Genomic DNA, 14143 nt, shown 5'->3' on the forward strand with positions numbered 1-14143 from the left:
CTTTTTTCAAAAAGCAATCTGGCGCGGAGCAACAAAGTAACAAAATGCTTAGCATGCAAGTGAATCAGCGAGGTGAAAGGTATGAATGGATTAGCACGCCTATGGAAGAGGGAATGGCCGCTTCATTTGATGCTGCTGCCAGGTTTGGCATTTATTATAATTTTTAGCTATGTGCCGATGTCAGGCATTATCATGGCTTTTCAGAAATATGTACCGAATAGAGGCTTATTCGGATCTCCCTTTATAGGCTGGAAAAACTTTAAGTTATTGATGGATTATCCGGATATCGGCCGTATCTTCTTCAATACGGTATATATTGCTGTTATGAAAATAATTGCGGGGTTGTTCGTACCGATCACAATCGCGATTTTACTTAATGAATTGCGCAGAGAGTGGATTAAAAGGACGTTCCAAACGTTGGTATACTTGCCTCACTTCCTGTCGTGGGTTTTGCTGAGCGGTATTTTGGTTGATATTTTATCCCCGTCTTCGGGCGTTTTTAATCAGCTGCTCGGTTTTTTCGGAATCAAGCCAATCTTCTTTCTGGGAGATAATAACTGGTTTCCTTATGTTATGGTCGCTTCGGATGTATGGAAAGAATTCGGTTTTGGAACGATTGTATATTTGGCGGCATTGACAGGTATTAATCCAACGCTTTATGAAGCGGCACAAATTGACGGTGCTGGACGCCTGAAGCAAACCTTTCATGTGACGCTGCCTGGGATGATGCCGATTATTATTTTGATGCTGACGTTAAATATCGGTAACGTGCTCAACGCCGGCTTTGATCAAATTTTCAACCTGTACAGCGCCCCAGTGTATGAAAGTGCCGATATTATCGATACGTTTGTTTATCGAATGGGTATTCAGCAAGCTCAATTCGGTTTTGCAACAGCTGTCGGCTTATTGAAATCAGTCGTATCCTTTATATTCATTTCCGTATCATACGTAATGGCTTACCGGATAGCGAATTACCGCATATTCTAATCGCGGTTAGAACAGCGGGGCTACAGAAAGGAGAAACATCGTGGCGATTAAACCTACGTTTGGGAGAAAAGTTTTTATAGCTTGCAACTTTTTATTTTTAGCATTTATTTCATTTCTTTGTTTAATGCCTATTATCCATATATTAGCAATTTCATTCAGCTCCGGCCCTGCTGCAGCAGCGGGAAAGGTAGCATTATGGCCGGTTGAATTCACGACGGCTGCTTACGATAACGTGTTCGGGAAGCCTGAATACTTGAAGGCTTTCAGTGTTTCGATTCAGCGTGTAATAATTGGTACTATTTTGAGTATGGCGCTTACCATTATTACAGCGTATCCTTTGTCTAAGGATACGAACGCTTTGCGTATGAGAACGGTTTACGCATGGATTTTTGTATTTACGATTTTGTTTAACGGCGGACTTATTCCGACTTATTTGACTATTAAGAACCTTGGACTTATCGATTCGCTGGGCGCGTTGGTGCTGCCGATTGCGATCAATGTTTTTAACGTCATTTTGCTGTTGAATTTTTATCGTAATTTGCCCAAAGAGCTTGAGGAATCTTCACGGATCGATGGAGCCGGACATTTTACTACACTTTGGAAAATTTATGTACCGCTGTCGTTGCCTGCGCTTGCGACTACAGGACTGTTTACGATGGTAGGGCATTGGAATAGCTGGTTTGACGGTATGCTGTATATGAATCATCCTGAAAATTATCCGCTTCAAACCTTCCTGCAAACGGTTATTATCAAAATGGACTTCCGTTTTATTAAGTCGGAAAATGTAGAGCTGATGCTGAAGCTTTCGGACCGAACAAGCCGGGCGGCGCAAATTTTCGTTGCAGCCTTTCCGATATTGATCGTCTATCCATTTTTACAGCGGTTTTTTATTAAGGGGATTGTAATGGGAAGCGTAAAGGAATAAGATAAAGTTCCCTAACTCTTCGCATAGGAGAATGAGACATGAAAAGTGTATTCTTTTTAACGGACTCCTCTATATTCAAAAAAATTATGGCTGCCTTTTTGGCAGCCTTGCTTCCGCTTATGGCGATCACATGGATGATTAATGAACAGGGAGCAAAAAATATAAGAAATGAAATATCCGGTTCCATTATGAATACGACCCGCTTTTATTTGGATTCTCTAGATAAAGAAGCAGATCGTATTAACCGGTATTTGCCTATTTATGTGATGGACCGTGATTTGATGGAGCTTGCGGCTACAGGTGGAGAGATGAGCTCCTACGAAAGGTCGCGCAAAATATTAGATATACAGCACCGACTGGATTTGATGAAAAACTCAAGTCCTTTTATTCGTGAAGCAAAGGCTTATGTCCCGCTGCTTTCTAGAACGATACTAAGCGCCGGTTACGAACCGTCTATGGACGAGGTTGAATTTGAGGCCATGCAGCCTAACAAAAGGCTTTATACAGAACCGTTTACTTATTGGCATGAAAAAATATTTATTACGATGCAGTATCCTGCCGGCAAAGCGAAGGATCCGCTATATATTGTCGGTGTAGAGCTTTCGGATAATAAAATTAAAGAGACACTTACGCAAATCGGCAACAGCCGGGGCGGACAGACGGCGCTCTTCAATCTGGAGCGCGGCTGGGAAATAAAAAGCGGCTACGATACTGGATTATATGAGCAAATGAAGCAGCTGGCTGAGAGCAAGCAGCTCAAAGAGGATCATGAGGGATATGAAACAGTAACTTATGATGGGAAGCGTTTTCTGACGGTATATAAATATTCAGCGGTATGGAACTCTTATGTCATTACGAGCATTCCAGAGCATATGATACTGGGCTCGCTGCAGGTCTATCAGAAGCTGTTCTGGTGGGCATGCGCGCTGGCTGTGCTAATTGTATTATTTTTTGCTTATTTCTTAATCAGGCTTATCTACCGTCCGCTTATGAGGCTCGTTCATTCCTTCAGAAAAATTCAGCAAAACAGGCTGGAGCCAATTGTAGCCAGCAGCGGCAAGGATGAATTCGGCTATTTGTATCAAGCTTTTAATGATACGGTCAAATCTTTGAAAACACTGATAGAGGAGAATTACGAGCAGCAAATACGCAATCAGCGGTCAGAGCTGAAGCGTCTGCAATCACAAATTAATCCTCATTTTTTATATAATTGCTTTTTTGTACTGTGCCGTCTGATTAAATCCGATAAGCAGAAGGAGAAGGCTTATCAATTTTGTTTATATATCGGGCAATACTTTCAATTTATTACAAGGGATAACGACGATGACATTACGCTTGAGCAGGAGCTCAGCCATTCCCGCACTTATGTGGAGATGCAGCGGATTTGCTACGGTGACCGGATCGATGTACTGTTCGAGGCGGAAGATGGGCCGATTGTAGTGCCGCGCTTAATTTTGCAGCCGATTATTGAAAATGCGTATAAGTACGCGCTTGGCAACATGCTTGGCGCCGGCGAGCTGTGGGTGCACAGTAAACAATCGGATGATGCATTCTATATTTTTGTAGAAGATAACGGAGAAAGCATGACCGATGAACAGATAGAAGCGCTTGATAAGCGTATTCGTTACGGGGCAAACCAATTGGAAGAGATGACAGGGCTTCTCAATGTGCATCGCAGAATTCAGCTTCGTTATGGAGAGGGATTTGGTATAACTTTGGCACGTTCGGAGCTGGGAGGCTTGCAAGTCATTATAAAGCTGAGCATGAATTGAGCATGAACTGAGGAGGAAATGCCGTGTACAGATTGTTGGTTGTTGATGATTTGCCTGTTATTGTAGACGGTATGCTGGAGCTGTTCGAGCAAACCGAGCATTTGGATTTGGAAGTCATGAAGGCTTATTCTGGTGAGGAAGCACTGGAGCTGCTTGCCTTGTACCGGATTGATGTCGTGCTGTCTGATATTAAAATGACAGGCATCGAGGGCATTGAGCTTTTAGAGGAAATTAAAAAGCAGTGGCCTGCTTGCAAGGTCATTTTCCTGACCGGCTATAATGATTTTTCTTATGCGAAAAGTGCTATAACATTAGGAGCCTTTGATTATTTGCTCAAAGTGGAAAGCGATGACAAAATTGTAGATGCAGTAGAAAGAGCCATTAAAAAGATCGAGGAGGAACAGGATCAGGCGCAAATGATAATACGTGCTCAGTCCAAGATGAGAAAGGCGCTGCCTTCTTTGCAAAAAGAATATATGTGGGGAATGTTTCAGGGCCGCCAGCTTACGGAGGAGCAGCTGCGGGAAGCCTTTGCCGAGATGGACATTCCGCTTGATGTCAATTTGCCTGTATACTTGCTGATCGGCAGAATTGATGCTTGGAAGGAAATGGTCACAGCGCCTGACAAAGCGCTTCTAGCCTATGCTTTTCAAAATGTCGGAGATGAATACTTAAGCGCTCATGTTCGCTCCTTTTCCCTTGTTTTTGAAATGAGCAAGATCGTATGGATTATTCAGCCGAAGGCAGCTCAAGAGCTGTCTGATCATACATCACCAGCATGGGGCCGTACACATCGGTTCACAAGCGGCATACTGGAAACGATTCAATCTACCTGCAGCAGACTGTTAAGTCTGTCGGTATCCTTTATGCTTGGCAGCCAAACTGTGCCGTGGAAGGAGCTTTCTGACCGGTTTTATACACTGAAATACGGGCTGACGCAAGGACATGGCTTGTTTCATGAAGTGATAATGACTGATGCCGATATTAAAAAGTCAGAAACTGCCGACAAAAGCTATAATGACAGTTATTTGCAGGCTCGTATTCAGCTGCTGTCCAGCTGTTTGGAAAACAATCACCATGAGCAATTCAATCAGCTGTTTTCGGAGCTTACACAAATATGGAGCTCTGCTGAAACCTCAAGTGAACGCAAGGTGGAGCTGTATCACTCGTTATCGGCTGTATTTTTGTCCTATCTTCATAAAAATAATGAATTGCGCGAATATTTGAATACGCACATGGATTTGGATTTGCTGTTCAGGCAAAGCGATTCAGTCTCATGGGATGAGCTTGTGGATGATTTTTGGCAAATTGCCAACAGTTTTTTGGAATGGCAAACGCTGAAAGGGACAGAGCTGCCTGCAGAAGTCATTAATAAGGTTCATAAATATATTGAAGAAAATATGTCCGGCGATATTTCCTTGACAGCCATTGCAGATCACGTCAGCTTGAATCCTTCTTACCTGTCTCGTTTATACAAGCAAATGACCGGTATAGGCTTATCGAAGTATTTGAATGATTATCGTAATGTAATCGCCAAGGATTTGCTGCTTAACAGCTCACTAAAGGTGAATGAAATAGCGTTCAAGCTGGGCTATAACTCAGGGCTGGCCTTTATCCGCTTTTTCAAAAAGCAAAACGAGATGACGCCCCAGGATTTTCGGTCGATGCGCAGCCATGCATCAAGCAAAGGTCAATAATTGTATATGGAATGTAAGCAATGATCTATTTTTCTTCTCTCTGCCCGCAAGTACAATTAATAGTACTACATGTATTTGGAGGGAAACACATTGAAGAAATTGACAGCTGTGCTGCTTGGTGCGGGAAGCAGGGGCAGATTTATTTATGGACCTTATGCCGAGAAGTTTCCTAACGAGCTGCAGTTTGTAGCAGTGGCCGAGCCGGATCAACAACGACGGGAGAGCTTTGCCAAGCTGCATAACATCGATGAACAATTTGTATACGACTCTTGGGATAAAGCTTTCGAGCAAGGAAAGATAGCGGATGTTATGATTATCGCTACCTTGGACAGAATGCACTATATTCCGGCTATGAAGGCGATGGAGCTGGGCTATCATGTCATGCTGGAGAAGCCGATGTCCCCTGATCTTAAGGAATGTGTGGAGCTGGAGCAAGCCTCGCTTCGCCATAAACGGCTGCTTGTTGTTACGCATGTGCTTCGTTACTCTCCGTTTTGGTCGGGCATTAAGAAATGTATCGAGGATGGTGAGCTGGGCAAGGTTGCGACGATTCAGCTTACCGAAAATGTAGGCTATCAGCATATGGCCCATAGCTATGTGCGCGGCAACTGGCGCAAATCCGAGGAATCCAGTCCAATGATTTTGGCAAAATCCTGCCATGATCTTGACATTATTTCTTGGCTAATGGATCAGCCTTGTACGACTGTAAGCTCTTTCGGTTCTTTAATGCACTTCCGGCCCAAGAATGCGCCTGTTGGATCTACTGAACGCTGTATCGACGGTTGTGCGGTGGAGCGGGAGTGTGCATTTTCTGGCATTAAAATGTATCTGGAGCAGCCGGCGGATAATTGGGCGCGCTACATGACCAGTGATCTTACCCAAGAGGGGATTATCCGCGCGATGAAGGAAGGGCCTTTTGGACGCTGCGTATACCGCTGCGATAACAATGTGGTAGACCATCAAATTGTTAATATGGAGTTTGCGAATGGCGCCAACGCTTCATTTATTATGTCCGGTCTTACCCAAAGCGGAACACGCCGCGTACAGGTAATGGGAACCGAAGGCGAAATTATCGGAGATATGGATAAGGGGTCGTTTACGCTCTACCGCTATGTAAGCGGAGAAGAGATCGAAATCAAATGCAGCGTGAAGGGTGACGGCCACGGCGGCGGCGATCATCGCATGGTCCGCTCCTTCCTGCAAAATGTGCGCAAATTCGAGGAAAATCCGGGGCATGGACTCACTTCTGCGACCGCTTCCTTGCAAAGTCACTTGATCGCATTTGCATCAGAGCAGTCCCGTCTTGATTCGGGCAGAAGCATTAAGCTTTCGGAGTTCAATGGATAAGCTTTCGTGAAAGGCAAGCATTTGAGTAGGACAAATTAATTTCTCGTTAGCAGGGTATCCCTTGCGGCCGCTGTTGTCTTCGCCAAATTTTTGTTGAAATCAACAGATTAGCGGATATTTCGCGCAGACAAAGGCGGACGCTATCGCTCCTCCAGTGGATACCCTGCCCACGTCTATTTGTCCATTCTTCTCTGTGTAGTTTTCTCAAATGTGAAATGCTCCCATGAGGGGAGCATTTTTCATCTCTAGAGCAGAACCGCTATAAACAGCAGATGTCCAAGTTTCGTAGATACGCGTTCCTCATTCGGCCCCAAACTATCATTTGCCAAGTTTCGCATATGTTACGTTCCACATTCGACCCCGAGTCTCCTATTTTCCAAGTTTCGAGGACACACGTTCCGCTATTTGCTCCAAAACCGCTGTTTTTCAATTTTCGCGGACACACGTTCCGCTATTGGCGTATTTGCTGCCCTTTTTTACGAATTTTTTGTGCAATAGCGGAACGTCTGTCACTTTAGTCGGCCAAATGGAGCATTTTAAGCGAAATAGCGGAACCACTGACCAGGTTACTTTTACAGATACACGTTCGATCAATAGCGATAGGGTTACTTTGCAGACACACTTCTCATCATTAGCGTTACTTTTACGGACACACTTTTCGTCATTAGCCCCAAGCTTCCGGGTTACTGGCACGCCTAGCTGCTCCAAGTGCACACTATCGGATAATGGTCCGAGATAAGATCAGTTTCTTGATCATAGCAAATGGATGCGGCAGGATTCCGCTGCAAAAGAGCTTTATTGATAAGAACATAGTCAAGCCGCAATTTGGCTGCATGCATTGCATCCTCATTCATTTGAGTCGGAACGGAATGCTGGAAGCCGTGGCTCGTACCCACATCCGTTAGTCCGGAATCGAGCAATATTTGCATCGGCTTATAGTTGATCGTTCCATGATGGCAGAACTTCAAGCTCAGCTTTTCATTGCCATTCAGCAGCTGCAGCATATTCGCTTCCGTATAATACCTGCTGTCATGAGCAGACAATGTATTCATATCTCCCATCAGCAGGGCTGGCTCGTTTTGCATATTGACCATATGAGCGGCTATTAACGCAGCTTCTTTTTCCCTCGACACCGATTCGGCAGGAGACAGATGTGTAATCATAATGTTAATGCCTGCTGTTTTGACGTGGATCACACCGTGCCAAAAATGCTCCGTTAAGCAGCCTTTATACTCAATCGGCGTTTTGGACATAAGGCCTATGCGATATTTGCTGGGCTGGTCTTCAAACAGATAGGAATAGGAAAAGTATGTCTGCTCGGCAAAGTCAGCCAGTGATTCCTTCGTCCAATCATTTAATTCATTAAACCCTACAATGTCCGCTTGCTGATTGGCTATCCAATTTTTAAGCAGGGAAAGCCGCCCGGGCTCCTGGCATCCATCCAGCACATTATACTGTATGATTTTCATTTTAAAACCTCCATGTGCATGCACGATGCTGTTCTTGTCCTTGAACATAGCTTTTTTCTTCATTATAGACAGGCTCAAAGGATACCGGGATGCTGAGCGTCCTCGTTTCGACTGAAAGCGAGTGCTGCGTCAGCTCGACAATTTTATATTCAAAAGGAGTCTCAGAGAAGGCGCTGCCCGTTACAAAAACGCCCTGCTCCGTTTGCTTTAACGTATTGATGTGGTTATGTCCTGACAGCACACCTTTAATGCTAGGAAAACGGCTCAAGCGGCCCAGCACCAACTTTGAAAATTCGTCCGATACACCATGAATGATTTGATCCTTGCCGCTCTGCTCCATCGGTACGCCATAGATCGGATTATGTATGGACAGCAGCTGTGGCTGATGCCTATATTTTTCAAGAGCAGAATCCAATTGCAGCAACTGATCCTCTTCAAAAAATACATCTTGCGCGCTTTTCCAATAGTAGGAATAGCCGGGCTCCCATTGATTAGGAACGACATGAATGAAGCAGTCCCCACCATCGATCGTATACTGCGGTTTGTTGCCGATAAAAAATTGCGGTGTAATACGAAGCCATTTATCCAGCGCATCCTCGCAATCAAGATCATGATTGCCAAGTGAAAGATAGACAGGAACAGGCAAATCGAACAGGCGCGCAGCTTCCTTTAATGTTTCTTCTGTACATTTGTCCACCATATCGCCGCCATGCAGCACAAAATCAATTTCCCCTTGCTCTGCCAGTTTTTTAATTTCCTGTATAAGCTGCTCCATATGCTCCGGGTATGCCGGCTGCTGATGAAAACCAATTGGCGAAGCGCCGATATGCGTATCGGTTAAAAATAAAAACTTGGCCACGTTATATCATCTCCTGTAGTTTATAAGCTGTCATTCTATCAATTTTATCATATCCTCACGAGTATGAAATGTCTTAAACACTTATTTATCTGTTGAAAATAGATTGGTAGACATATTGAACGCGGCACTGCCTAACACGATAGTTGAGATCTCTTTAGCGTAAGTTACAACAGGTGGACCGTAAGTTATTCCATATACTGCATAACAGGTTGTGTCTACAATTTAAAGTAGGGTTGAAAGCGATTCCAAAATACTAGGAAAGGATGTGCTTTATTTTGCAGAGTTACCGATCAAAGTTTTTTGTGATTTGTCTCGTTTTTTTAATAGCAGGACAGCTTGTATCAGCAGGTTTTTCCAGTCAAGCTGCTGCAGCAGAGGAGGGATCAGCAAGCTCAGCTTCACCAGTAAATGTATTGGAAGGGGCGACCATTCACGATAAGAGCAGCGACACTTCAAATGGAAGGGCGGCTAATATATTAAGTGCAGGTACGGAATCTTACTGGTCTGCACTTGCTTCGGATCGATTGGATGATCTGAATGTTTGGATTGCGGTTAAGCTTGAGGCTCCAAAGAAATTCGATAAGGTGAGCATTCATGTAAACAGGGACAGGTATATATCAAATATTAAAATCCAATATTCCAGTAACGGCGAAGATTGGAATGTTGCCTATGACCAAGCCTATTCCGGCTCAAGCAGCACTGCGAAGACAATTGCAGCTGCTTTTGATGAGGTGACAGCTTTGTATATGCGAGTTGATTTTTCAATGGTTCCGAACACTAACGTGGGAAGTGCCCCGAATGATACTCAGTATTATGAGCTGCAAGCCTTTTTAACAGAATCAGAAGAGCCTGGCACAGGCGAACCTGAACCGCAACCGGAACCGCTGACGGGCAATTTGGTGCTGGGGCAAACGAATGTGAAGCGAAGCAGCGATTTGTCATCGGCAAAGGCGGAATATGCTTTTGACGGAAATGCTACGACGGTTTGGCAGCCGCAAAAAACAGACCGCGAAGATGATAAAAATGTTTGGATGAGCGTTGATTTGGGGCAAACCGTTACGTTCAATCATATTGTTATTACTTTTAATGCCGGAGCAATTGACAAGTATCAAATTTTATATTCGAATGATGGCGTGAACTGGCAGGAGGCGTTAGTCCGGGACCGCAATGTCAGACCGATTCAAGGCATTGAGGATGTCATTTTCGATGCTGTGTCCGGATCGCATATTAAGCTGAATGTCGATCTCGCAGCTACATCAAATTTTCAGGTGGCGGAATTTGAAGTGTATCATACAACAGGCGTAGTACCGGCTCCGCAAGATTTGGAGAGCATTTATTTGGTTAAGGAGGATGGGACTCCTTACGCTTTAAATGAGCAAGTTGTACTGCAAAAGGGGCAGGCCTTTGACTTGCAGCTGAAGGGCAAGCTTGCAGGAGGCCAGGAGAATGAGCTGACAGGTGTAAGGAGATCATTCGTGGGGTCCTCAGGCTCGATATCGATCAGCCAGTCAGGCATGGTTACAGCTTTAAAGTCAGGAGCCAATCGTGTATATGCTTATATATTGGTAGGCGATCAAATACTGATGACACCAGATTTTTGGGTGGTGGTTGAGGATGAGGAGAAGTTTTTGAAGGAAGCCATCGTCGCTAATACGTCGCTGACTCATCCAACGATGGCGGTCGCAATTGGCGAGCCAGCCGTTATTGCGCCTGGTGCACAGTATCCGGAAGTATCGGTACAGTCGAATGTAAATGGGACTCTTTATGCACAACTGCTGCGTGATGGCGTGCCGGTTGATATTGCAATTGACGATATTCCATTAACGAAGAGTACAACGAATTATACGATTGCAATACCTGGAAATGTTATGGAGAAAGGCAGCTACGAAATTCATTTGACGATCGAGCCAAACAGCCAAAATAACAATCCGGCATTGCAGCCCGTGTATGACTCCTTTTATTTTACGGTTATGGAGGCAGGAGATGTGCCGGCGGGGCAAAGCAAGATCGCTTATTTGAACAGCGCTGACAAAATGGTCTATGTGCCCGATTACAAAGGCAATCAGATTATCGACTTTTCCAATGTAGGCTATAAGGGGCTTGGAGGAACAGCATTGCCAGATGTGCAGGCGAAGGTAGTAGTCGAGCCTGGGCCTGGGGATGATACGGCCCGCATTCAAGCAGCCATCGATCAAGTATCGGCTATGCCGCTTGATGCGAATGGCTTCCGCGGTGCTGTTGTTCTGAAGGTAGGAACGTTTGAAATTGCGAGCACGCTTTATATTAATCAAAGTGGCGTCGTGCTGCGTGGAATGGGTGAGGACGAGGATGGCACGATTTTGCTGGGGACAGGAACCAGTCGGAGAAATCTGATTGAAGTAGGCCCTAAATCTGCTCCAGTGTTAGTTGAAAATACTAAGACTGAGATTAGCAATTTGTATGTGCCATCTGGCGCAACTGTTTTCCGTGTAGAGGATGCAAGCCAATATCAGGTTGGCGATACCGTTATGATAAGACGTCAGGGTAATGAAGATTGGATTCACGAAATAGGTATGGATCATATTTATATGCGCCCGGGCACAACGAGCGGAACACTGCAATGGACGCCGTTCAATCTTGATTTTGATCGAGTTATAACAAAGATAGAAGGCAACACGATTACGATTGATGCACCGCTTGCTAATGCGATTGAACGCAAGTGGGGAGGCGGACAGCTTTATAAGTATACGGATGTAAATCGGATCGAAAATATCGGTATCGAAAAGATTCGCGCCGTATCCGAATATGATCCTTCCATTACAGATACTCAAATGGACAACGAGTTTTTAGATGAGCCTTATTTTGCCGATGAAGATCATGCGGAACGTTTTGTTATGCTGAATGCTGTAAAGAATGCATGGGTGCGCAATGTTTCTGGTCACCATCTATCTTACGCGCTAGTCCAAATTGGGCGCGAAGCAAAATGGGTCACGGTACAGGATGCGGAAGTATACGACATGGTCAGCATCATTACCGGCGGCCGCAGGTACAGCTTATTTATTCAAGGACAGCTTAACTTTGTACAGCGTATTTATGCAGAAACGTCTAGACATGCATTTGTGTACGACAGCCGCGTACAAGGACCTAACGTTGTATACGATAGCCTGGCAGTAAAAGAATACAATACAAGTGAGCCCCATCACCGCTGGTCTGTTGGCGGATTATTCGACAACGTCGATGCGAGAATCAACATTCGCGATCGTGCGTGGCTTGGAAGCGGGCATGGCTGGTCAGGCGCCAATTATGTATCGTGGAATACGAAGGGCGGATTAGTATCGCAGCAGCCGCCAACCGCGCAAAACTATGTAATCGGACATGAGCCTCATAATATTGGGAAAGTGGTTGAAGCGCTCGTTCCTAACGAGTATGATCCGCGCCCGCGCAGCAATGGCTATTGGGAATATGCAACCACTAGCGTGAATGGCCCGGAAAGCTTATATGTACAGCAGCTGGCTGAAAAGCTGCAAATCAGCTATGCAGCGACTGAAATCAAAATGGCGAAAAAGGCAGTAGGAGGAGGCTCTCTTGATAATCCGGATGGCACAACTGAAGGGGGGCATCATGGCGGCAACGGTGGCTCGTATGTCGTTACAGAACCGCAAGGCATCGCCCGCAAGCAAGGCGATTATGAGACTACGCTCACATTAAATCAAGAAGCAATTGAAGCATATGCCAAAAAGCATTTGGTTGAGGGCACTTTATCTATCGATGCGTCAGCTGATAAAGGTAACTTAATCATTGAGCTTTCTTCAGCAGTCGTTAAGTATTTGCAAGAAAGAGTTGCCCAGCCGCGTATTCAAGCCATAACGCCGTTTGGTGCAGTAGAGCTGCCAATCGACAGCCGTGCATTGCAGCGAGCTGCAAATGAAATGCAATCGGATAATATTATTTATCAGCTTCGTATTCAAGAAGTATCCGCTGCTGTTCAAGAGCAGATGTCGGCATTTGCGGCCGCAAATCAATTCACTTCTAATAGAAGCTTGCTGCTTGTACAATTCAGCGCTTCTTCTGACGGTCGCAGTATCGATTTGTTAGATAACGGAAGTCTTACAATCTTGCTTGGCGATATTGCACTGGATCCATCTAATTCGACAATTGCAGCATTTGATTCGGCCGCGAACGTGATTAAGTTTATACCGGCTATATTTGAAAAGACGGATAAAGGCTGGCAGGTACGGATTAGTCGGGCGAACAGCAATAATTACATGCTAATCACACAGAATAAAACATTTGCCGATCTTGCAGGTCATCGCGCTGAGCAAGCGATTAGATTACTTGCGAACAAAGGAATACTGCATGGCAAGTCAGAAAATATATTCGCCCCGGATCATGCTGTGACTCGTGCGCAGCTGGCAGCGCTTGTCGTACGCATGCTCAATCTTAAGATGAGTGAAAACAGCGTGTCGTTTGCAGATGTAGCTGACCAAGCATGGTATGCGGGCGATGTAGCCGCTGCTGCATCCCATAACCTGATCCAAGGCTACAGCAATGGTGATTTCAGGCCAAATCAAGCCGTTACCCAGGAAGAAGCAGCTGTTATTTTACATCGCGCGCTGCTGCTGATGGAAAAAATGAATCAAATCGAGCAGCCCGCCGCATCTAATGCAGCCTGTGCTAGCGGTCAGAACGCGGCTTCATGGGCTAAAGATGCAGTGTGCCAGCTTGGTGCAATCAATGTGCTGGGCAGCGATACTGCAAATCCGTTCATGGCAAAAAACCAAATGAATCGCGGGGAATTTGCGCTAGTTGCTATGCGTCTGCTGGCTTACATGGAATTTATAAATAAATAAAAAATAAATTCATAAAAAAGCACATACCCATCTTAATTATCACTCTACTTGATGACGAATTCGTTCTCCTATAATGAATGTAACGACTGATAGACTGCAAGCTTGTCGGTTCATTACATTCAGGAGAGCGAATTCTTTTTTTTGTACCTAAATAGCTACTTTTACGACTATGACTACTTCCGATGATACTGCTTCTGATGAAACCGTTGCGACTGATGGAATTGCTGAACTGCTGAAATTGATGGAACTTATGAAACT

8 protein-coding genes are annotated in these 14143 nt (G+C 44.9%); 6 read left to right on the forward strand and 2 right to left on the reverse strand.

What is annotated here, in order from left to right; genetic code table 11:
* The first annotated feature begins 81 nt into the window (after positions 1 to 81).
* The 5 genes from V1L65_RS09840 to V1L65_RS09860 all read left to right on the forward strand — a co-directional run bounded on the left by V1L65_RS09840 (position 82) and on the right by V1L65_RS09860 (position 6728).
* Complete coding sequence (locus tag V1L65_RS09840; protein WP_331698961.1) at positions 82 to 987, forward strand: ABC transporter permease; 906 nt, start codon at positions 82 to 84, stop codon at positions 985 to 987.
* Between the two features lie 40 nt (positions 988 to 1027).
* Positions 1028 to 1912, forward strand: coding sequence for a carbohydrate ABC transporter permease (locus V1L65_RS09845; RefSeq protein ID WP_331698962.1), 885 nt, complete (start codon positions 1028 to 1030; stop codon positions 1910 to 1912).
* 38 nt (positions 1913 to 1950) lie between these two features.
* The gene (locus tag V1L65_RS09850) at positions 1951 to 3684 is read left to right on the forward strand and encodes a sensor histidine kinase (protein ID WP_331698963.1); all 1734 of its coding nucleotides are present in this window, start codon (positions 1951 to 1953) and stop codon (positions 3682 to 3684) included.
* A 23-nt stretch (positions 3685 to 3707) separates the two neighbouring features.
* Positions 3708 to 5381 (forward strand): response regulator transcription factor, encoded by a 1674-nt coding sequence (locus V1L65_RS09855; protein WP_331698964.1) that lies wholly within the window; start codon positions 3708 to 3710, stop codon positions 5379 to 5381.
* A 90-nt stretch (positions 5382 to 5471) separates the two neighbouring features.
* Complete coding sequence (locus V1L65_RS09860; RefSeq protein ID WP_331698965.1) at positions 5472 to 6728, forward strand: Gfo/Idh/MocA family protein; 1257 nt, start codon at positions 5472 to 5474, stop codon at positions 6726 to 6728.
* 695 nt (positions 6729 to 7423) lie between these two features.
* On the opposite strand, the gene V1L65_RS09865 is transcribed toward V1L65_RS09860, so the two are convergent.
* Together V1L65_RS09865 and V1L65_RS09870 are read right to left on the reverse strand one after the other, a co-directional pair.
* The gene (locus V1L65_RS09865) at positions 7424 to 8197 is read right to left on the reverse strand and encodes an endonuclease/exonuclease/phosphatase family protein (RefSeq protein WP_331698966.1); all 774 of its coding nucleotides are present in this window, start codon (positions 8195 to 8197) and stop codon (positions 7424 to 7426) included.
* Position 8198: 1 nt separating this feature from the next.
* Positions 8199 to 9056 (reverse strand): metallophosphoesterase family protein, encoded by an 858-nt coding sequence (locus tag V1L65_RS09870; protein ID WP_331698967.1) that lies wholly within the window; start codon positions 9054 to 9056, stop codon positions 8199 to 8201.
* 275 nt (positions 9057 to 9331) lie between these two features.
* On the opposite strand from V1L65_RS09870, the gene V1L65_RS09875 reads away from it, so the two are divergent.
* On the forward strand, positions 9332 to 13885 hold the full coding sequence (locus tag V1L65_RS09875; RefSeq protein WP_331698968.1) for a discoidin domain-containing protein: 4554 nt from the start codon (positions 9332 to 9334) through the stop codon (positions 13883 to 13885).
* Positions 13886 to 14143 lie beyond the last annotated feature (258 nt).

The sequence above is a fragment of the Paenibacillus sp. IITD108 genome, assembly GCF_036541265.1.
Taxonomy (GTDB): Bacteria; Bacillota; Bacilli; order Paenibacillales; family Paenibacillaceae; genus Pristimantibacillus.